The sequence below is a fragment of the Nonomuraea jiangxiensis genome, from assembly GCF_900099965.1.
Taxonomy (GTDB): Bacteria; Actinomycetota; Actinomycetes; order Streptosporangiales; family Streptosporangiaceae; genus Nonomuraea; species Nonomuraea jiangxiensis.
The window spans coordinates 138,046-157,883 of the sequence record NZ_FNDJ01000021.1; the positions used below are offsets into that span (position 1 = coordinate 138,046).

At 71.1% G+C, this 19,838-nt stretch carries 21 protein-coding genes and 1 pseudogene; 7 read left to right on the top strand and 15 right to left on the bottom strand.

Annotation, left to right across the window (positions count from 1 at the left end; all coding sequences use genetic code 11):
- Positions 1-60 precede the first annotated feature (60 nt).
- Both BLS95_RS37475 and pgl read left to right on the top strand, forming a co-directional pair.
- Positions 61-975, top strand: coding sequence for a glucose-6-phosphate dehydrogenase assembly protein OpcA (locus tag BLS95_RS37475; protein WP_090942905.1), 915 nt, complete (start codon positions 61-63; stop codon positions 973-975).
- A 2-nt stretch (positions 976-977) separates the two neighbouring features.
- Complete coding sequence (gene pgl, locus BLS95_RS37480; protein WP_090943090.1) at positions 978-1,751, top strand: 6-phosphogluconolactonase; 774 nt, start codon at positions 978-980, stop codon at positions 1,749-1,751.
- Positions 1,752-1,891: 140 nt separating this feature from the next.
- On the opposite strand, the gene add is transcribed toward pgl, so the two are convergent.
- Entirely contained in the window at positions 1,892-2,914 is a 1,023-nt protein-coding gene (add, locus tag BLS95_RS37485; RefSeq protein ID WP_090942909.1) for an adenosine deaminase, read from the bottom strand.
- Between the two features lie 98 nt (positions 2,915-3,012).
- Here add and BLS95_RS37490 point away from each other — a divergent pair, with 98 nt between their 5' ends.
- Positions 3,013-3,759, top strand: a complete 747-nt coding sequence (locus BLS95_RS37490; RefSeq protein ID WP_218136170.1) for a class I SAM-dependent methyltransferase — start codon at positions 3,013-3,015, stop codon at positions 3,757-3,759.
- Here BLS95_RS37490 and BLS95_RS37495 read toward each other — a convergent pair.
- The 3 genes from BLS95_RS37495 to BLS95_RS37505 are packed head-to-tail and all read right to left on the bottom strand — an operon-like array spanning position 3,739 to position 6,026.
- Entirely contained in the window at positions 3,739-4,335 is a 597-nt protein-coding gene (locus BLS95_RS37495) for a TetR/AcrR family transcriptional regulator (RefSeq protein ID WP_218136171.1), read from the bottom strand. The genes BLS95_RS37490 and BLS95_RS37495 overlap by 21 nt on opposite strands.
- Before the next feature lie 11 nt (positions 4,336-4,346).
- Positions 4,347-5,216, bottom strand: a complete 870-nt coding sequence (locus BLS95_RS37500) for an oxidoreductase (protein WP_090942918.1) — start codon at positions 5,214-5,216, stop codon at positions 4,347-4,349.
- Between the two features lie 36 nt (positions 5,217-5,252).
- Complete coding sequence (locus tag BLS95_RS37505) at positions 5,253-6,026, bottom strand: hypothetical protein (RefSeq protein WP_143044007.1); 774 nt, start codon at positions 6,024-6,026, stop codon at positions 5,253-5,255.
- Between the two features lie 75 nt (positions 6,027-6,101).
- Between BLS95_RS37505 and BLS95_RS37510 the strand changes: the two are divergent.
- A pseudogene (locus BLS95_RS37510) lies at positions 6,102-6,557 on the top strand (Clp protease N-terminal domain-containing protein); the annotation flags it as partial.
- Positions 6,558-6,692: 135 nt separating this feature from the next.
- On the opposite strand, the gene BLS95_RS37515 reads toward BLS95_RS37510, so the two are convergent.
- Positions 6,693-7,718 carry a GNAT family N-acetyltransferase gene (locus BLS95_RS37515; RefSeq protein WP_090942927.1) on the bottom strand — a complete coding sequence of 342 codons (1,026 nt, stop codon included), beginning with the start codon at positions 7,716-7,718 and terminating at the stop codon, positions 6,693-6,695.
- Between the two features lie 90 nt (positions 7,719-7,808).
- A complete protein-coding gene (locus tag BLS95_RS37520) occupies positions 7,809-8,288 on the bottom strand; it encodes an anthrone oxygenase family protein (protein ID WP_090942930.1) in 480 nt (159 codons plus the stop codon).
- A 90-nt stretch (positions 8,289-8,378) separates the two neighbouring features.
- Between BLS95_RS37520 and BLS95_RS37525 the strand changes: the two genes are divergently transcribed.
- Entirely contained in the window at positions 8,379-9,377 is a 999-nt protein-coding gene (locus BLS95_RS37525) for an AraC family transcriptional regulator (RefSeq protein ID WP_218136172.1), read from the top strand.
- Positions 9,378-9,394: 17 nt separating this feature from the next.
- On the opposite strand, the gene BLS95_RS37530 is transcribed toward BLS95_RS37525, so the two are convergent.
- The gene (locus tag BLS95_RS37530; RefSeq protein ID WP_090942936.1) at positions 9,395-9,922 is read right to left on the bottom strand and encodes an anthrone oxygenase family protein; all 528 of its coding nucleotides are present in this window, start codon (positions 9,920-9,922) and stop codon (positions 9,395-9,397) included.
- 161 nt (positions 9,923-10,083) lie between these two features.
- Positions 10,084-10,683: a 4'-phosphopantetheinyl transferase superfamily protein gene (locus BLS95_RS57140; RefSeq protein ID WP_218136173.1), complete on the bottom strand. Its 600-nt coding sequence runs from the start codon at positions 10,681-10,683 to the stop codon at positions 10,084-10,086.
- Positions 10,684-10,911: 228 nt separating this feature from the next.
- On the opposite strand from BLS95_RS57140, the gene BLS95_RS37540 reads away from it, so the two are divergent.
- On the top strand, positions 10,912-12,513 hold the full coding sequence (locus BLS95_RS37540; RefSeq protein WP_090942939.1) for an amidohydrolase: 1,602 nt from the start codon (positions 10,912-10,914) through the stop codon (positions 12,511-12,513).
- A gap of 75 nt (positions 12,514-12,588) precedes the next feature.
- On the opposite strand, the gene BLS95_RS37545 is transcribed toward BLS95_RS37540, so the two are convergent.
- The 5 genes from BLS95_RS37545 to gap all read right to left on the bottom strand — a co-directional run bounded on the left by BLS95_RS37545 (position 12,589) and on the right by gap (position 16,493).
- Positions 12,589-12,933, bottom strand: a complete 345-nt coding sequence (locus BLS95_RS37545) for an RNA polymerase-binding protein RbpA (protein ID WP_090942943.1) — start codon at positions 12,931-12,933, stop codon at positions 12,589-12,591.
- 74 nt (positions 12,934-13,007) lie between these two features.
- Positions 13,008-13,238, bottom strand: a complete 231-nt coding sequence (gene secG, locus BLS95_RS37550; protein ID WP_090942947.1) for a preprotein translocase subunit SecG — start codon at positions 13,236-13,238, stop codon at positions 13,008-13,010.
- Between the two features lie 99 nt (positions 13,239-13,337).
- The gene (gene tpiA, locus BLS95_RS37555) at positions 13,338-14,120 is read right to left on the bottom strand and encodes a triose-phosphate isomerase (RefSeq protein ID WP_090942950.1); all 783 of its coding nucleotides are present in this window, start codon (positions 14,118-14,120) and stop codon (positions 13,338-13,340) included.
- 92 nt (positions 14,121-14,212) lie between these two features.
- Entirely contained in the window at positions 14,213-15,412 is a 1,200-nt protein-coding gene (locus BLS95_RS37560; RefSeq protein WP_281250073.1) for a phosphoglycerate kinase, read from the bottom strand.
- 76 nt (positions 15,413-15,488) lie between these two features.
- Positions 15,489-16,493 (bottom strand): type I glyceraldehyde-3-phosphate dehydrogenase, encoded by a 1,005-nt coding sequence (gene gap / locus BLS95_RS37565; RefSeq protein WP_090942956.1) that lies wholly within the window; start codon positions 16,491-16,493, stop codon positions 15,489-15,491.
- 187 nt (positions 16,494-16,680) lie between these two features.
- On the opposite strand from gap, the gene BLS95_RS37570 reads away from it, so the two are divergent.
- The gene (locus BLS95_RS37570; RefSeq protein WP_090942960.1) at positions 16,681-17,301 is read left to right on the top strand and encodes a hypothetical protein; all 621 of its coding nucleotides are present in this window, start codon (positions 16,681-16,683) and stop codon (positions 17,299-17,301) included.
- A gap of 412 nt (positions 17,302-17,713) precedes the next feature.
- On the opposite strand, the gene whiA is transcribed toward BLS95_RS37570, so the two are convergent.
- Positions 17,714-18,694: a DNA-binding protein WhiA gene (gene whiA / locus BLS95_RS37575; RefSeq protein WP_026214667.1), complete on the bottom strand. Its 981-nt coding sequence runs from the start codon at positions 18,692-18,694 to the stop codon at positions 17,714-17,716.
- 71 nt (positions 18,695-18,765) lie between these two features.
- The gene (locus tag BLS95_RS37580) at positions 18,766-19,683 is read right to left on the bottom strand and encodes a gluconeogenesis factor YvcK family protein (RefSeq protein WP_090942963.1); all 918 of its coding nucleotides are present in this window, start codon (positions 19,681-19,683) and stop codon (positions 18,766-18,768) included.
- Positions 19,684-19,838: the final 155 nt, after the last annotated feature.

Here is a 19,838-nt window from a genome sequence, read left to right on the forward strand (position 1 = left end):
GGGCTTGACACGCTTGACACTGACCGGCCCGACCGGCCCGAGAGCGACGAAGGAGGGGTCGTGACGACGTTCATGTTGTCGGACACGACGGCCGGGAAGATCTCGGCGCAGTTCACGCACCTGCGCCACCAGATGGGCGCGCCCGCCATCGGCATGGTGCTGACGCTCGTCGTGGTGTCCGAGGAGCGTCACCAGTACGACGCCCTGCGCGCGGCCACCGACGCCGCCCGCGAGCACCCCTCGCGGATCATCGTGGTGATCAGCCGCGAGGCCGACGAGCCGATCCGGCTCGACGCGGAGCTGCGCATCGGCGAGTCCACCCCCGGCGAGGTGGTGGTGCTGCGCCTGTACGGCGAGCTCACCCAGCACGCCGACTCCGTGGTCAGCCCGCTGCTGCTGCCCGACACGCCGGTCGTGGTGTGGTGGCCGGGCGCGGCCCCGGACGCGCCGGCCAAGGACGCCATCGGCGCCCTCGCGCAGCGGCGGATCACCGACGCCACGGGTTTCGACCACAGCGGCGTCAAGTCGCTGGTGACCAGGGCCAAGGGATACACCCCCGGCGACACCGACCTGGCCTGGGCCCGGCTGACGCCGTGGCGCAGCCTGCTGGCCGCCGCGTTCGACCAGCCGGTGGGCAAGGTCCGCAAGGGCCTGGTGGAGGCCTCCCCCGGCAATCCGAGCGCGCCGCTGCTGGCCGCCTGGTTGTCCGAGCGCCTCGGGGCGCCGATCAAGGTCGCCGACTCGGCCGGGCCCGGCCTCACCGCCGTCCGGCTGCAGCTCGGCGAGGGCGAGCTGGCGGTGACCAGGACCGACTCCCGGCTGGCCACCCTGTCACGGCCCGGCCAGCCGGACCGGAACGTGGCCCTGGCCCGGCGGCAGACTTCGGAGTTGATGGCCGAGGAAATGCGTAGACTCGACAGCGACGAGATCTACGAAGCGGCGGTCAAGCGTTTCGCCAGGACGTACAAAGGATGACCGTGAGCGTTCCCACCGTGGTCGTGCACCGCAACGCCGACGTCCTGGCCAAGGCCGTGGCGGCGCGGATCATCACCCGCCTGGTCGACGTGCAGTCGGCCAGGGGCTCGGCGTCGATCGTGCTGACCGGTGGCTCGGTCGGCATAGCGACGCTCGCGGCCATCGCCGAGACGCCCGCCCGCGACGCCGTCGACTGGCGGCGCCTGGACGTGTGGTGGGGTGACGAGCGCTTCCTGCCCACCGGAGACAAGGAGCGCAACGAGACCGGCGCCCGCGAGGCCCTGCTGGACCACGTGGACGTGGACCCGGAGCGGGTGCACGTCATGCTCGGTCCCGACTCGGGCATGACGGCCGAGGAGTCCGCCGACGCCTACGCCGCCGAGCTGCGCAAGGCCGCCAGGCCGGAGGATCACGGGCCGGTGCCCAGCTTCGACGTGATGCTGCTCGGCCTCGGGCCGGACTCGCACGTGGCCTCGCTGTTCCCGGGCATGCCGGCGCTCTACGACACGCGGCCGGTGGTGGCGGTGCACGGCTCCCCCAAGCCGCCGCCGACCCGCATCTCGCTGACCTTCCCCTCCATCCAGGCCGCCCGCGAGGTGTGGGTGGTGTCGGCCGGTGAGGAGAAGGCGGGCGCCGTACGCCTGGCGCTGTCGGACTCCGGTCCCTTCCAGGTGCCCGCGGCCGGGGCCCGGGGCCGGGTGCGCACGTTGTTCCTGCTGGACCGGGCCGCGGCCGCCAAGATCCCGATGGGGCTGGGGCGCCCGTCCTCGCCCTGACGCGCCCTGTCCTCTGCCTGGCGCGCTCGTCTCCGCCTGGCGCGCCTCGTCCTCCTGGCGCGCCAGGTCTCCTTCTTTGGCGCGCCTCGTCTCCGCCTGGCGCGCCTGGCGCGCCTGGTCCGCCTGGTCGCGGCCGGCTTTCAGGTGTCGGCTGTGATCAGGTCGTCGATCTCCTCCAGCAGCGCCTGCTTGCGCTCCTTGGGCAGGTAGGAGGCCCGAACGCCGTTCCTGGCCAGTCCGGCCAGCTCGTTCCTGCCGAGGCCGAACGCGTCGGCCGCCACCCGATATTCCCGCGCCAGCGTGGTGCCGAACATGGGCGGGTCGTCGCTGTTGAGCGTGACGTACAGGCCCGCCTCCAGCATCCGGGGCAGCGGGTGGTCGCCGATGGCGGCGATCTGGCCGGTGCAGACGTTCGAGGTGGGGCAGACGTCCAGCGGTAGCTGGGTGTCGCGCAGGTGGGCGACCAGGCGCTCGTCGGACATGCAGGAGATGCCGTGGCCGATGCGCTCGGCGCCGTACCCCTCGATGACCTCCCAGATCGTCTCGGGGCCGGTCATCTCGCCGCCGTGCGGGAGGCTGTGCAGGCCGGCCGCGCGGGCCGCCGCGAAGGCGTCGCGGAAGGCGGCCTGATATTTCACCCGCTCCTGCTCGATCCCGGCGAGGCCGAAACCTACCAGCGCGGCGGGAGGTTCCTGGAGGGCGTGGTCGACGGTGATCCTCGCGGCCTCCTCGCCGTACTCGCCGGGGATGTCGAAGATGTAGGCCATCTCGACGCCGTGCTCGTCCAGGGAGCGGCGGGCGGCCAGGTCCAGCGCCTCGGTCACCTCGCGCATCGGCATCCCCACGACGTGGTGCGCGTACGGCGTGACCTGGAGCTCGGCGTACCGGCCGCCCTGCGCGGCCAGGTCCCTGGCCAGGCCGAGGACCAGGGTGGCCACGTCCGCCGGCTCGCGGACCAGGCGGTTGACGGCCCTGTAGACCTCGGCGAAGTGCGGGAAGTCGCGGAAGGTGTAGAAGCGGCGCAGCTCCTCCTCGCTCGTGGGGACTTCGCTGCCGGGGTAGCGGCGCGACAGTTCCAGCACGGTGGCGATCGAGGCCGAGCCCACGAGGTGGACGTGCAGTTCGACCTTGGGCAGCGCACGGATGAAGGCGTCGAGGGTCATGGCGACGACCTTACGAGCGAGATTTCCCGAAAAACCAGCCTTTGAGGTGTAATTTCACAGGGAATTGTTAGGTTCGGCGGCTGCGTTACGCTAGGCGGGTGACCAACGCCGAAGCTTACGACCGCGGCTTCGCCCACCTCAGCTCCCACACCGTCGGCCCCCTCCTCGCCACCGCCCGCGAAAACGGCGCGCCCCGCCTGCTCGACGTGGGTTGCGGCACCGGCGTGGTCACGGCGGCGGCGCTCGCGCTCGGTGCCGAGGTCACCGCCGTGGACGCCGACCCCGTCATGCTGGAGCTGACCGCCCGCCGCCATCCGTACGCGACGATCCGGCCCGCGGTGCTGCCGGACCTGCCGTTCGAGGACGAGGTCTTTGACGCCATCGCCGGAAACTTCGTCATCAACCATGTGCCGGAGACCGACAGAGCGCTCAAGGAGCTGCGCCGCGTGCTGCGTCCCGGCGGCACGCTCGCCCTGACCTGGTGGAAGGCCGACGAGATGACCGCCACCAGCGTCTTCGCCGAGGCCATCACCGCCGCCCGGATCCCCTACGAGCCGCCGCCACGGCCGTTCAGCGGCAACGACACGCCGCGGCGGTTCGTCGCCCTGCTGGAGGAGGCGGGATTCGCCCGGGCGGCCGTCGACACCATGCGCTGGCGCCACCACGTGGATCTCGCGGCCTGGTGGACCGACGTCGTGCAGGCGGGCGGCCCGCGCTTCGGGATGATCGGCAGGCAGCCGCCGGAGATCAGGGAGCGCATCAGGGCCCACTACGACCGGCTGGCGGCCCCGTACGCGCGGGAGGGCTTCCCGGTCTGCGCCTACTTAGCGCACGCCGTCCGCTGAACCACCTGCTGACCATGCCTTGGCCAGCGGCATCAGCACCTCGTCCACGGATCGCTCGACGAAGTCCGCGCCGAACGGCGGCCCGATGAAGATCATCTGGTGCCACACCAGCGCCTCGGCCACCGCGAAGAGCCGCCCGGGATCCACCGGCCCGGCCAGCTCCCCGCGTGCCGCGGCCCGCTCCAGCAGCGCGCGCACGCCGCCGAGATCCCTGGTCGGCATGTGCTCGCGCAGCGTGCGCGCCAGCTCCTGGTGGGACACCAGCGTCGAGGACAACCCCATGATCAGCGTGTGCTTGCGCTCCACCAGCTCGCACAGCCCGCGGCAGACGGAGGCGAGGTCGCCGCGGAGCGAGCCGGTGTCCGCCACCGGCGACGTGTCCATGTCGAACCGCCGGCAGATGACGTCCACCACCAGCTCGGGCTTGCCCGCCCAGCGCCGGTAGATGGTGGCCTTGCTGGCCCTGGCCCGCTTGGCGATCTGGTCGACCGACATCCGGTCGTAGCCGACCTCCGACAACAATTCCAGCGTGGCGTCGAGAATGGCCCTGTCACGCTCAGGGTCGAGTGGAGCCACGTGCATGTCCTTCAGCGATAGGCGATCTCCTCGAATCGTACGCCCGTCAGCTCGGTGGACACCTCCCACAGCCGCCCGGCGACCTCCTCGGAGCGGGCCTCGGCCGAGGGCGTCATCCGCTGCAGCCGGGGGCCGATGAACTCGCCGCCCCGGATGTCGGGCGAGGTCGCGGCGTAGAGCGAGGACACCGCGCCGGCCGCGGCCGACTTCAGGAACACCTTCACGAGGGGCTGGAGCGGGCCCACGGTGAAGAAGTTGGTGGCGGTGACGCCGGGGTGGGTCGCGGCGCTGGTCAGATCCGCGCCGGCGCGCCGGGCCCGCCGCTGCAGCTCGAAGGTGAACAGCAGGTTGGCCAGCTTGGAGCGGCCGTAGGAGGACATCTTGCCGTAGCCGCGCTCCAGGCCCAGGTCATCGAAGTCGAGCCGGCCCACCCGGTGGGCGTCGCTGGAGACGTTGACCACGCGGGCGCCGGGGGCGGCCAGCAGCAGAGGCAGCAGCAGCCCGGTGAGCGCGAAGTGCCCCAGGTGGTTGGTGCCGAACTGCAGCTCGAAGCCGTCCTTGGTGAACTGCCTGGGGACCATGCCGACGCCCGCGTTGTTGACCAGCAGATCGACCCGGTCCACGCCGGCGGCGAAGCGCCGGACGGAGTCCAGGTCGGCCAGGTCGAGCTCGCCGTACTCCACCTGCGCGCCGGGCACGGCCCGCCGGATCTCCTCGACCGCGGCCCGGCCCTTGCCGGGGTTGCGCGCGGCCACGACGACGCGGGCGCCGTGCCTGGCCAGCTCCAGCGCGGTGGGCAGGCCGATGCCGCTGTTGGCGCCGGTCACGATGGCCGCCTTGCCCGTCAGGTCGGGCATGTCGGCAGGGGTCCAGGATGTCATCGCCACTCCCAGGTGTACGAAACCGTTTCGTACACTCTACGGCTCCAGCCGCCGTCGCGCGTGCCGTTCCTCGCGCTGGGTGACCTCCAGCCGTTGCCGGCTGTCGTCGAGCCGCCTGCGCGCCCCGGCCAGCTCCCGCTCCAGGCGGGCGACCTCCTCGGCGCGCTCGTCATGCTCCTTCGTGACCGCCGCCAGCGCCTCTCGCCACTCCCGGTGGGCGGCCTCGGCCTCGCGGCGTTCCTTGGCCCGCGCCTCCTCGCGCCTCCTGGCCGCCTCCGCCGCCTCCTCCTTGGACTTCGCCGCCTCCTCCTTGGACTTCCTGACCGCGGCGGGCCGCTGCCGGGGCGCCGGGGCCGGGGTGAAGCCGCTGTAGCTGAGCGGCTTGACCAGGCGCCCGCCGCGCACCTGCGCGGCGGCCTCGGCGTCCACCACGGCCGCCTCCAGGGTCTGGTCCACCTCGGCGCCCGCCGCCGCGGACAGGTCGCCGGCCTGCCGCACGAGCCGGCCCAGGCGGGCCGTGACCTCGGCGCGGCGCTGGGTCAGCTCGGCCAGCGCCGTGGCGTCCTGCTCCTGCCAGGCCGCGCGCAGCCGCTCGCCCACCTCCAGCAGCCGTGCCAGCTCCTCGGGCCGCTCGCGGGCGAACCGGTTGACCGCCCAGGCGGACACCGTGGGCCTGCGTAGTTTCGCGATGTCGCGCGACAGCCGTACGTCGCCCGCCTCCTTGGCCGCGCGGGCCTCCGCCGCGCGGGCGGCGGTGAACTCCGGCGGCGGCAGCGCGTAGAGCCTGTCGGCCACCTCGTCAAGATCCACACAGGACAAATACCCCACATACCCCGGTTTCTAGCGCATAGTGGAGGCAGCCCCCCAGTCGAACGGAGGCCCCTGGTGTTCGAACGCTTCACCGACCGTGCACGCCGGGTCGTCGTCCTCGCCCAGGAGGAGGCGCGGATGATGAACCACAACTACATCGGCACGGAACACATATTGCTCGGCCTGATCCACGAGGGAGAGGGACTGGCCTCGCTGGTCCTGGAAAGTTGCGGCGTGGAGCTCGACCACGTACGCGGGTTCGTCGAGCGCGAGGTCGGCCGCGGCGCCAAGTCGCCGGCCGGGCACATCCCGTTCACGCCCCGCGCCAAGAAGGTGCTGGAGCTGTCGCTGCGCGAGGCGCTGCAGATGCGCCACAACTACATCGGGACCGAGCACATCCTGCTGGGGCTGATCCGGGAGGGCGAGGGCCTGGCCGCCCAGGCGCTCACGGACGCCGGCGCGGACCTGGCCGACGTGCGCCAGCGCCTGCTCGACCGCGTGGGCCACGGCTCCAAGGAGCGGCCCGCCACCGAGATGTTCTTCGGCGGCGGCTCCGCGCTGAACGAGCGCCTGGCGCAGATCCAGGAGAGCCTGGAACGCATCGAGCGCCACCTCGGCATCCTCCCCGACAAGAGCGCGGACCGGCCCGAGGAGCGGGACGAGGGCCTAGGCTGAGATCATCGCGCCCACCGGCAGCCTGGCCTCGACCACGCCGGGGTCCTCGGTGTAGCCGAGCGTGGCGCCCAGCGAGATCAGCAGCCTGCGCATCCTCACGTTGTCGGCCAGCATGGTGGCCTTGACCTCGGCGTACCCGAGGTCAAGTGCCTCCCGCACGAGCATCCTGGCCAGGGCCGTGCCCAGGCCGCGCCCCTGCCAGCGGTCCTCGATCAGGAAGGCCAGTTCGGCGGTGCCGGGGTCCGGGGTGAACACCAGGTTCGCCATCGCCACGACCTGCCCGTCGTGCCCGGCGACCAGCGAATGCCCCCGGCTCCTGTCGCACAGGTGCTCGAACATGCGGGCGGGCAGCGCCGGCATCGAGGTGAAGTAGCGGAACCTGCGCGATTCGGGCGAGCACCTGTCGTGCAGGTCGCGTACGGCCTCGCGGTAGATCGACGTGAGCGGGTGGATCGTGACCTGCGCCCCGTCGGAGAGCTTGACCTCGCGCTCCGGCCCGGCGTTCGGCTCGGGGGCGGGCCGGGCGAGCCGGGTGAAGGCGGCCGCCCGGGCCGCCTCGGTCAGCGTGAAGGGCAGCTCCGCGCGGCGGAGCCGGACCGCGCGGCGGGCCGCCACGGGCACGACGAGCTGGGTGGGGTCAGGAAGATCGCTCACCGCCTCACCATAGATCCACCGGGCGTCGTCCGCGCGCAGCAACTCGGCCAGCAGGTCGGGCAGCCGCCACGGCATCGCCCGGAGCCGGGTGGCCAGCAGCAGCGCCCTGGTGGGCTCGTCGGTCAGTTCGTGAGCGGTGGCCGGGACCACCTGCACCCGGCGCCCGCCGGCCGCCTCCAGGGCCTCGCGCACGGCCTCCGGGCCGGCGGGGATGTCGGCGACGAACTCGTCCACGGTGCCGTCATGGTCGGACTGCACGCTCAGGCCAAGGATGTTGCCGCCCCTGGCGGCCAGGGCCGAGGCGAGCGAGGCCAGTCGCCCGGGCCGCTCGTCCACTGTGGTCCGGATGCGCAAGAATCCCATGGCTCCAGAGCATGCCCGACCGCTGTTACGTGACCGCTAACGGCGTGTTTCTCCCACCTTTTTATACCGATTTTTCAGCATATTTCCGCTTTATCTGGCCGTCAGCAGGGCCCAGCACAGGCAGGCGAACGCGGCCAGCGACGTCAGCGTACGCAGCAGGTTCCAGCGCACCCACGGCCCCTCGAAGTTGCGGCGCACCAGCGCCCCGTCCGCCACCCGGCCTGGCCGCCCGGCCGCGTCGAGCTGATTGTTGAGCGGGATGTTCACGCCGAACGTGATGACCAGCGTCAGCGCGTACAGCACGAACCCGGCCGCCACCTCCGGCACGAGGCCCCGTCCCGCCCGCCAGTCCAGCACGAGGACGACGCCGAGGAACACCGGTGCGCCGAGGAAGGCCAGGGCGAACCAGCCGTTCTTGATCGCGGCGCTGATCCGCTGCATGACCTCGATGAAGACGTGGTCGCCCGTACGGCGCAGCGCGAGCATGACGCAGCAGGTGAAGGCGTAGAACAGCCCGGCCATCAGCCCCGTGGCGACGGTGGCCAGCACCAGCGTCACGTCGTGAACCATTGCGAAGTCCTTCCCGATCCAAAGATCATATATTTAGACGGTTATTGATGATATATGGCTATTTCATGCGTGAGCGTCTACGCTCACCTCATGAGAACGCTGACTGACGACACGTTGACCGGTATGCTGCGCGGGCCGCGGGCGCAGGGAGCGTTCCTGCTCAGGACGGTCATGGACCCGCCGTGGTCGTTGCGCATCGAGGACGGCGCGCCGCTGTCCCTGATCACGGTGATCCGGGGGGAGGCGTGGCTCGTTCCCGACGAGGGCGAGGCCGTGCCGCTGCGGCCGGGTGAGGTGGCCATCGCGCGGGGGCCGGAGCCGTACACGATCGGTGACACTCCCGGCACTCCGCCGCACATCGTGATCCATCCCGGCCAGCGCTGCACCACACTGCGCGGCGAGAAGCTGCGGGAGTCGATGAACCTCGGCGTGCGCACCTGGGGCGAGCGGCCCGACGGGGCGGCGCTGATGCTCAGCGGGACCTACCAGATGCACAGCGAGATCGGCAAGCGGCTGCTGGCCGCGCTGCCGCCACTGCTGGTCAGGCCCGCGGAGGCCGGTGACGCGGCGCTCATCGCGCTGCTGGCCGAGGAGACCGGCAAGGGCGAGCCGGGGCAGGCACTGGTGCTGGACCGCGTCCTCGACCTGATCCTGATCAGGGTGCTGCGGTCGTGGCTGGCCCGCCCGGGCACCGGCGCCCCCGCCTGGTACCGCGCGCAGCACGACCCGGTGGTCGGGCCCGCGCTGCGCCTGCTGCACGAGGCGCCGGACCATCCGTGGACGGTGGCGGAGCTGGCGGCCCGTACCGGGATCTCGCGGGCCGGGCTGGCCCGGCGCTTCACGGAGCTGGTGGGCGAGCCGCCCATGAGCTACCTCACGGGCTGGCGGCTCGCCCTGGCCGCCGACCTGCTGTGCGAGTCCGACACGACGATCTCGACGGTGGCCAGGAAGGTCGGCTACGGCAGCTCGTTCGCCCTGAGCGCGGCCTTCAAGCGCGTACGGGGGCTCAGCCCGCAGGACTACCGCAGGCGGATGCTCACCGGCCCGCTCGGGGCGGGCGAGCCGGACCGGCTGCCGGCCTACGCCTGACCCCGCGGGGCGGCGGCTCACGCCCGCTCGTCCCGGCCCTGCAGCCTCAGGGAGCGGGCCAGGCAGACCAGGGCGAGGGTGCAGGCCAGGCCGCGGACGTTGTTCGTGACGTTCCAGAGGCCCTCGAAGTTCTCGCGGGCGGCGGCGTAGTCGTCGGCGGCCTTGGCCAGCTCCTCATTGAGCGGCACGTTGACACCCATCGTGATGGCCAGGGCCACGACGTACAGAGCCAGGGCGGCCGCGGTCCAGCGGGCGGCGGTACGCAGTCCCATCCGGTACTGGGCGATGGCGGCGGCGCCGGTGAAGACGAAAGCGCCGAAGAAGGTCAGGGCGAAGGCCGGGTTCTCGATGGCCTGGTTGATCCGGTTCATGACCAGGACGAACGCACGGTTGTCCGCCTGGGCCAGCCCTGGCATCACCGACACCGAGAAGGCGTAGAACAAGCCCGCCATCAAACCCATCGCCACCGTGGCCAGCCACAGCAGGGGTGAGGCCCATCCGCGACTGTGAGAGACGGCGACCGGGCGCCGAGCGGTGTATGTCATGAGGTCAGCTCTCCTTCTCCTCGGCGGCGAACCCCGGCGCGCGGCGGCGCAGCTCCCTGGTGTCCGTCCGCGGCCCGGCCCCTCTCCATCACGTCGAACAGTCAAGCCCGGCGGCCCGAGATGCTCCATAGTCAGGAGGCTCAGCCGCATGCGCGGTCGTCTCAGCGTCCCGCGAGCTCGGCGACCGCCATGACGATCCGGCCCGGGGCCTCCAGCGGCAGGGTGTGCCCGGCGCCCGGCACCCGTTCGAACCGGGCGTACGGCAGCGCGGCGGCCACCGCCTCGCCCAGCTCCGGAGCAATGACCTTGTCGGCGTCACCCGCGAGCACGACCGCGGGAACGGTCACCGCGGGCCAGGTCCTGCCGCAGGCCCATCCCGCGCGAGCAGGCGAAGCGGGCGGCGCGCACCTCGCCGGGCGGCTCGGCGAACATCCGCCGGTCGGCCTCGGCCGCGGCCTTGGGCGCCCCGGGCGCCATGGTCTGGCGGAGCAGGAGCCTGCCGAGCGCCGGCCGCGGCCGGCGGCGTCGAGCAGCATGCGGGCGGCGAACCCGCCCCCGGGCTCGATTTCGACGACCGCGTCCCGGAACCCGGCCCAGGTCTCGGTGAGCGGGAACCACGCCTTGTAGAGGGCCTCCATGGCGCAGAACAGCACCCGGTCCCACGGCTGCGGCCCGGGGAGCCGCGCCGGCATGGCCCGCTCCTCCGGCCCGGTCACGAGCCCGAGCACGCCCTCGGGAAGCGGGAGGCGGGCTCGGCGCACGGCGCGCGCACCCCCGTACGCTGGCGAACTGGCTGCGCCCCCGGTCCGAGGCGCCGGCCATCAGCGCCGCCTCCTCGGGGAACAGCTCGACGGGCGACTCGTCGTCGAAGACCTCGGCCGCGTGCACCCCCGCGGGCAGCAGCTCGTCGATCACCGGCACACTTAACGGAAGTGACCGAACCCGCGAGACCGCGCCGGCGGCGAGCAACCACAGAAAGCGAGACCTGGATGAACATCCTCTTCCGAGGAGGGCGCGTCTTCACCCCGAAAGGTGTCCTGGCCGAAGCGGTGCTCGTCCGGGACGGCGTGATCGCGGAAGTGGGCCCCGAACGTGACCTCGCCCGCCGGCCACACGAGACGGTGGACCTGGACGGGGGTTTGCTGGCGCCGGGATTCACGGATGCGCACATCCATCCGGTCCAGGCGGGACTCGAACGCGCAAAGTGCGATTTGTCAGAAGATTTCGGCCTAGACACATACTTGGCAAAGATCACCGATTATGCCGCGAAAAATCCAGATAAAGAGTGGATTGATGGCGGCGGCTGGGACATGTCCGCATTCCCTGGCGGTCTCCCCCACCGCGAACACCTTGACTTCCTCGACCGCCCCGCCTACCTGATCCAGCGCGACCACCACGCCGCCTGGGTCAACACCCGCGCCCTCGACCGGGCCGGCATCACCAGGGACACCCCCGACCCGGCGGACGGCCGGATCGAGCGCGACGCCACCGGCGCCCCGACCGGCGTGCTGCACGAGGGCGCGATGGACCTCGTGGGCCTGCTCACCCCCCGCCCCACCTCGCAGGACCTCCTGGACGCCCTGGCGGACGCGCAGGCGTACCTGTTCTCCCTGGGCATCACCGGCTGGCAGGACGCCATCGTGGGTTCCTACGCGGGCTCGGACGACCAGTTGCCCACCTACCTGGCGGCGGCCCGCTCGGGCAGCCTGCGGGCGCGCGTGGTGGGCGCCCTGTGGTGGGACAGGACCCGGGGTGCGGAGCAGATCGACGACCTGGTCGAACGCCGGGCCGCCGCCGAGGGCCTGGACCGTTTCCGCGCCGGCTCCGTCAAGATCATGCAGGACGGCATCACGGAGAACTTCACCGCCGCCACGCTGGAGCCCTACTGCCGCTGCGGCGGCACGGGCCTGTCGTACGTGGACCCCGGCAAGCTCAGGCATTACGTGGCCGAGCTGGACCGCCTCGGCTTCCAGGTGCACTTCCACGCCATCGGCGAGCGGGCCGTACGCGAGGCCCTGGACAGCTTCGAGGGCACCGATCCCGCCAACCGCCACCACATCGCCCACCTGCAGATCATCGAGCCCTCCGACGTGCCCCGCTTCGCCGCGCTGGGCGTCACGGCCAACCTGCAGCCGCTGTGGGCCACCCACCACGCGCAGATGGACGAGCTGACGCTGCCGTTCCTGGGCGAGCCGCGCTCGTCGTGGCAGTATCCGTTCGCGGACCTGCTGGCGCACGGCACCCACTGCTGCGCGGGCAGCGACTGGCCCGTTTCCAGCGCCGATCCTTTGCAGGGCATGCACGTCGCGGTCAACCGCACGGAGCCGGGCGGCTCGGTGCACGCCGGCTATCCGACCGCGCAGACGCCGTTCCTGCCCGGCCAGCGCATCGACCTGGCCGCCGCCATGACCGCGTACACGGCGGGCTCGGCCTGGATCAACCGCTCGCCCGCGGGCGCCGTCGAGCCCGGCCGCCCGGCCGACCTGGCGGTGCTGGACCGCGACCCGTTCGAGCTGCCGCCGGGCGAGATCTGGACGACGCGCGTACGCATGACGTTCGTGGACGGCGAGCCGGTCTACGAGCGCCCCTGACCCCCGCCCTACAGCACTTCGGGAACGGCGAAGGGCCCCGGAAACGAGCATCCGGGGCCCTTCGCCGACTTCGGACTACCAGGGGGACTTGTTGTTGCGCAGGCGCTCCAGTGCCTCCTCGAGGATCGCCTTGCCGTCTTTGTCGCTCCTGCGCTCCTTCACGTAAGCCAGGTGCGTCTTGTACGGCTCGTTCTTGGGCGGGGCAGGCGGGGCCTCCTCGTCCTGTCCGGCTGGGAGGCCGCATCGCGGGCAGTCCCACAGCTCGGGGACCGCCGCGTCGCTGGCGAAACTGGGGCGCGTCTCGTGCATGTTGGCACACCAGAACGAGACCCGCACTCTCGGAGCTGCCTCGCCGCGCTCGGCCTCCCCCATCGGGCCGGCGCCGACTCGGCTGCCACGGATCGCGTTGCCACTACCCACGGATGAACTCCTCGCTCGATCGCCCCGCGTACGGACACGGGGGGAGAATCACTGTCACGCGTTAACTTGTGTGCTCACGGCCTCATGAGAAGGCCGAGAGCGATGATGCAGACGAACCAGACCGTGCCCGTGATAACGGTCAACCGGTCGAGGTTGCGCTCCACCACCGAGGAACCACCGAAGTTCGACGAGAAGCCGCCGCCGAACATGTCAGACAGGCCGCCACCCTTGCCCTTGTGGAGCAGGACGAGCAGGATCATGAGACCGCTCGCCAGGATGAGGGCGATGGAGATTCCGATTTCCACGGTATGCCTGTTCCTTCGATGCTCTGTTACGCGTGACGATTCAGACTTGCCTTCTGAGGGTACGGCCTGTTGTCAAGTCGCACCCCCAGAACGACTCAGTTAGCCGGGCATTTCGGAGAAACGACAGATCTTGGTGAACTCCCCGGCGTCGATACTGGCACCGCCCACGAGCGCGCCATCCACATCGGGTTGAGCCATGATCCCTGCGATATTGCCTGACTTGACCGAGCCACCGTAAAGGATACGGACCGACGAGGCCACTTCGGGGTCGTAGAGCTCAGCGAGTCTGGCTCGCAGCGCCCCGCAGACCTCCTGGGCGTCCTCAGGAGTGGCCACCTCGCCGGTGCCGATCGCCCACACCGGTTCGTAGGCCACTACTATCGATTTTGCCTGCTCGGCGGTGACTTTGCGCAGCGCCCCGTCGAGTTGTCCAAGACAGTGCGTGATTTGTCCGCCCTCTTGACGCACGAGCAGCCCCTCGCCCACGCACAGGATCGGCGTCAGCGAGTTGCGGAGGGCGGCGTGCACCTTGGCGTTGACCAGGTCGTCGTCCTCATTGTGGTATTGCCTGCGCTCGGAGTGGCCGACCACCACGTAGGTGCAGTCGAGTTTGGCAAGCATGACGCCCGACACCTCTCCGGTGTAGGCGCCGGCGTCATACTGCGACAGGTCCTGGGCGCCGTAGACGATCCTGAGCCGGTCACCGTCGACCAGCGTCTGCACGCTGCGCAGGTCGACGAACGGCGGCAGCACCGCCACGTCCACCTTGTCGAAGTCCTTGTCGTTGAGCGCGAAGGCCAGCTTCTGGACCAGCGCGATGGCCTCAAGGTGGTTGAGGTTCATCTTCCAGTTGCCGGCGATGAGCGGCTTGCGGGTGCTCATTGGTCGCTCACCACTCCTCGTCGGTGCCATGGGACGCCTCGTCCCTCGATCTTCCGCGCCACTCGCCACGCCGGATCGGCTCCGTCGCCACTTCACGCCTCCAGCGCCGCGAGTCCGGGCAGGGTCTTGCCCTCAAGGTATTCGAGGCTGGCCCCGCCACCGGTGGAAATGTGCGAGAAACCGTCCTCGGGAAGCTCCAGCCTCCGTACGGCCGCCGCCGAGTCGCCGCCGCCGACCACGGTGAAGGCGCCCCCGCTGCCGGTCCGGGAGATCAGCGCCTCGGCCACCGCCCTGGTGCCGCCGGAGAACGCGTCGAACTCGAACACGCCCATGGGCCCGTTCCAGAACACGGTTTCGGCGTCGGCCAGCTTGGTCGCGAACAGCTCGCGCGTCCTGGGCCCGATGTCGAGCCCCTCCCGGTCGGCCGGGATCGCGGTCGCGTCGACCACGTCGTGCTCGGCGTCGGCGGCGAACGTGACCGCCGCCAGCACGTCCACGGGCAGGACGAGCTCGACGCCGCGCCGCCCCGCCTCGGCGAGGAAGCCGCGCACCTGGTCGAGCTGGTCCTCCTGGAGCAGCGACCTGCCGACCTCATGCCCCTGGGCCTTCAGGAAGGTGTAGGCCATGCCGCCGCCGATCAGCAGCCGGTCGACCTTGGTCAGCAGGTTGGCGATGACGCCGAGCTTGTCGGAGACCTTGGCGCCGCCCAGGACCACGACGTAGGGCCGCTCGGTGCCCTCGGTCAGCCGCTTCAGCACCTCGACCTCGGCCACGACCAGCCCGCCCGCCGCGTGCGGCAGCAGCTTGGGCACGTCGTAGACGCTGGCGTGGCGGCGGTGCACCGCGCCGAAGCCGTCGCCGACGTAGAGCTCGGCCAGCCCGGCCAGCCGCTGCGCGAAGGCCTCGCGCACGGCGTCGTCCTTGGACTCCTCGCCCTGCTCGTAACGCAGGTTCTCCAGCAGGGCCACCTGGCTGTCCTGGAGCGACGCGACGGTGTCGCGGGCGCTGTCGCTGACCACGTCGGCGGCGAAGGCCACGTCCTGGCCGAGCAGCTCGCCCAGGCGCTTGGCGACCGGCTTGAGCGAGAATTCCGGGTCGACCTTGCCCTTGGGCCGGCCCAGGTGGGCGCAGACGACGACCTTGGCGCCCTTGCCGGTCAGCGCCTTGATCGTCGGTACCGACGCCCGGATGCGGCCGTCATCGGTGATCGTCTCCCCGTCGAGCGGGACGTTGAGGTCGGCGCGCACGAGCACGCGCCGGCCCTTCACGTCGAGATCGTCGAGCGTGCGCATGCTCATGCTCCTGTTTCGGCGGGGCACGCGCCCCGAGAGGTCAGCCGGTGCGTGGTCCGCTCAGTGCGTCGCTGCATCAGAGGCCGCGGCCCACCAGCTCGATCAGGTCGGCGAGGCGGTTGGAGTAGCCCCACTCGTTGTCGTACCAGCCGACGACCTTGACCTGGTTGCCGATGACCTTGGTGAGGCCGGCGTCGAAGATGCAGGAAGCCGGGTCGGTGACGATGTCGGAGGAGACGATCTCGTCCTCGGTGTAGGCGAGGATGCCCTTGAGCGGGCCCTCGGCGGCGGCCTTGACCGCGGCGTTGACCTCCTCGACGGTGACCTCGCGGCTCACGTCGACGGTGAGGTCGGTGGCCGAGCCGGTGGGGATCGGCACGCGCATGGCGAAGCCGTCGAGCTTGCCCTTGAGCTCGGGCAGCACCAGGCCGATGGCCTTGGCGGCGCCGGTGGAGGTGGGCACCACGTTGAGCGCGGCGGCGCGGGCGCGGCGCAGGTCCTTGTGCGGGCCGTCCTGCAGGTTCTGGTCCTGCGTGTAGGCGTGGATGGTGGTCATCAGACCCTTCTGGATGGTGAAGGTGTCGTGCAGGACCTTGGCCATCGGCGCCAGGCAGTTGGTGGTGCAGGAGGCGTTGGAGATGATGGTGTGGCTGGACGGGTCGTAGGCGCCGTCGTTGACGCCCATCACGATGGTGACGTCCTCGTTCTTCGCCGGGGCGGAGATGATGACCTTCTTGGCGCCGTTGTCGGCGTGCACCTTGGCCTTGGTGGCGTCGGTGAACAGGCCGGTGGACTCCACCACCACGTCAACGCCGAGGTCGCCCCAGGGCAGCTTGCCCGGGTCGCGCTCCGCGAAGACCTTGATGCCCTTGCCGTCCACGGTGATCTCGTCGCTCGTGGCCTTCACCTCGTAGGGCAGGCGGCCCAGGATGCTGTCGTACTTCAGCAGGTGCGCGAGCGTCGCCGTGTCGGTCAGGTCGTTGACCGCGACGATCTCGATGTCCTTGCCACTGGCGGCGACAGCGCGCCAGAAGTTGCGGCCGATACGGCCGAAGCCATTGACGCCTACGCGGATGCTCACAGAACCGATCCCCTCGTTTATCAGATGGCGGGCTGAAACCTCAACCACGAACCCTATCCGAACCAAATTGGTTTAGACCACTTCAGGTCCCGTGCTGTGTGTGACAGTTCGGCAGACACGTTTTGCCCGGTTCGAGTAAAGTGCCCGACTCGTCGTAGTAAGTTCGAGCAAATCTCTGGGGGCTGAGATGTCGCATAACAGGTCCGGCCTGCTTCCCGGACTACTCGCAGGCCTGCTCGCCGCACTCGTCTGCGCTGCCGCGCTGGGAGCGGCCGTCCTCTTCCAGGACCGCCTTCCGGGCGTCCTCACGCAGTTCGGCAACGGCCTGCCCCTTTCCCTCGCACTGTCTCTCGTGATCGCCATGGTGGTCGCGTTCGCCATGGGCGCGGTACGCCCGCGCAACATCGTCCTGCTTCCCCTGTCAGCGCTGTACGCGGGCGGCGCCGTGGTCGCCGGCCAGATCACGGGCTCGTCGATCATGGCCGGCACGATCCTGCGCACCCCGCCCGATCAACGCGCCCCGGCCGGACTGGCCGACGTCACCGTGCCCAACTTCACCGAGGGCCTGCCCACGGCACTGTCCCTCTACCAGGCTCCCCTGGCCGAGATGTGGGCGGTCTGGCTCTACATCGCGGTGGCCGCCCTGGCGGCCCTGTGCCTGCTCACGTTCCGCGTGGTCCGCGTACGACGGGCCCAGACGGCCCCGGCCGAACCGGAGCCGCAGGAGCCCGAGTACCGCGCCCCCTTCGAGCCCGCCCAGCCCCCCAAGCAGGACCTCTTCACCCCCCGAAGGCCGGCCCGCGACTGAACCCCCCGAAAGGCACCCCCCATTAGCACACCAACCGCCGCCCCCCACCGGCGGGCGCCCCCACCACCGGCACCCTTCACGGCAACGCCGACCAGACGCCCCCACCGGCACCCATCACCGGCAACGCCGACCAGACGCCCCTACCGAGGCCCGAACCGTCAAGAGGCGTCTGCCTGCGACCGGCGTCCCAATGAACACCACCACCGGCCGCGCCGCCCGATTCACCGCCTCCACGGTCAACGGGTCACGGAACACCCGGCCCACAGTGCGCTCGTCACGGCGAGCACCCCGTGAGCCCCGACGACCGGCCATGACAGACGGCCACCCACGTCGGCGCGTGCGAGCCCACCGTGCCCTGCCGTAAAAGCTGTGAAGGCTTTTGACAGCACCAAAAAAGGCGTCCACCCGCCGGTCAGGGGGCGAGCATGTCCACGGTGAGATTGGCCTCGGTGTTGGGGATGCCCAGGTCGGAGGCCCGTTTGTCGGCCATGGCCAGCAACCGCCGGATACGCCCCGCGATGGCGTCCTTGGTCAGCGGCGGGTCGGCGATCTGCCCCAGCTCCTCCAGCGACGCCTGCTTGTGCTCCACCCGCAGCCGCCCGGCCACCACCAAGTGCTCGGGCGCCTCGTCCCCGAGGATCTCCAGCGCCCGCTGCACCCGCGCCCCCGCCGCGACCGCGGCGCGGGCCGAACGACGCAGGTTGGCGTCGTCGAAGTTGGCCAGGCGGTTGGCGGTGGCCCGCACCTCGCGCCGCATCCGCCGCTCCTCCCAGGCCAGCACGCTGTCGTGCGCGCCGAGCCGGGTGAGCAGCGCGCTGATCGCGTCGCCGTCGCGCACGACGACCCGGTCGACGCCGCGCACCTCCCGCGCCTTGGCGTGGATCTTGAGCCGTCGCGCCGAGCCGACCAGGGCCAGCGCCGCCTCCGGGCCCGGGCAGGTGACCTCGAGCGACATCGACCGCCCCGGCTCGGTCAGCGACCCGTGTGCCAGGAACGCTCCGCGCCAGGCCGCCTCCGCGTCGCAGGCGGCCCCCGCCACCACCTGGCGGGGCAGGCCGCGCACCGGGCGGCCGTGGTTGTCGATCAGGCCCGTCTGACGGGCCAGCGCCTCGCCGTCACGGTAGACCCGTACGACGTAGCGCGAGCCCTTGCGCAGTCCGGCCGGCGCGAGCACCAGCACCTCCGCCTTGTGCCCGAACACCTCGCCGATGTCCTTGATCAGTCGCCGCGCGGTGGCGTTGGTGTCGAGCTCGGCCTCGATCACGATCCGGCCGCCCACCAGGTGCAGACCGCTGGCGAACCGCAGCAGCGTCGAAACCTCCGCCTTGCGGCAGCACGGCTTCAGCACCGGCAGGCGGCTCAGCTCGTCTTTCACCACACCTGTCATGGCCATACGTAAGTCCTCTCCCCCATTCAGACCGGCTCACGTCAGTCTCTCGCACCTTCGCGCCACGCCGACCAGGATCAACGCTTCTGGAGGAAAATCTCGTCCAGGACGGAGGCAAGACGTCGTGGGTCATGCTTGGGCGAGCCGTCGGCGGCGGCCACGTCCGCCATGACGAGCCGCGCGCCGAGCGCCGCGGCGGCCTTCTCCAGCGCGCCGGGATCGTCGACGATTCCCGTGTCGGCGAGTACGACGTCGATGGCCAGGTCCGGGGCGTGCTGCCGGAGCACCTCCAGGTGTTGCTGGGGGGAGAAATCGTCGGTCTCGCCCGGCTGGGGGGCGAGGTTGAGCGTGACGAGCCGCTTGGCCTTGGTCTCATGCAGGGCACGCGCCAGCTCGGGCACCTTGAGATGGGGCAACACGCTGGTGAACCACGACCCCGGCCCGAACACCACCCAGTCGGCGTCCAGCACCGCCGCGACGGCCTCGGGCCGCGCCGGCGGGTCCTCGGGCACCAGCGAGATCGCCTGCACCCGGCCGGGCGTCAGCGCGCACGCCACCTGCCCGCGCACGATCGAGATGACGCCGTCGAGCTCCACCTCGGCCACGATGTCGAGCGGCACCGAGGCCATCGGCAGCACCCGGCCGTGCGCGCCGAGCAGCCGCCCGACCCAGTCGAGTCCGGTCACGGGGTCGCCGAGCAGCTCCCACAGCGCCACGATCAGCAGGTTGCCGACGGCGTGCCCGTGCAGGTCGCCCTCGCTGCGGAAGCGGTGCTGCACGACCTCGCTCCAGGTGCTGCCCCACTCGTCGTCACCGCACAGCGCGGCCAGCGCCATCCGCAGGTCACCCGGCGGCAGCACACCGAGCTCACGCCGCAACCGCCCGCTGGACCCGCCGTCGTCGGCGACGGTCACCACGGCGGTCAGCCGGTCGGTGACGACTCGTAAGGCGGACAGAGAGGCGAACAACCCATGCCCGCCCCCCAACGCCACCACACCGGGCCCGATCCCCCCATCGGACAAGTGCGCCCCACCCCGACGCCCCTGCCCAACAGACAGACCCTCAGAACCGGCTTGCCCGCCGGTGGGCGGATCACCGTGACCTTCCCGCCCGGCAGGCGTACCGCCCGCTAGCGAGTGCGACGACGCCG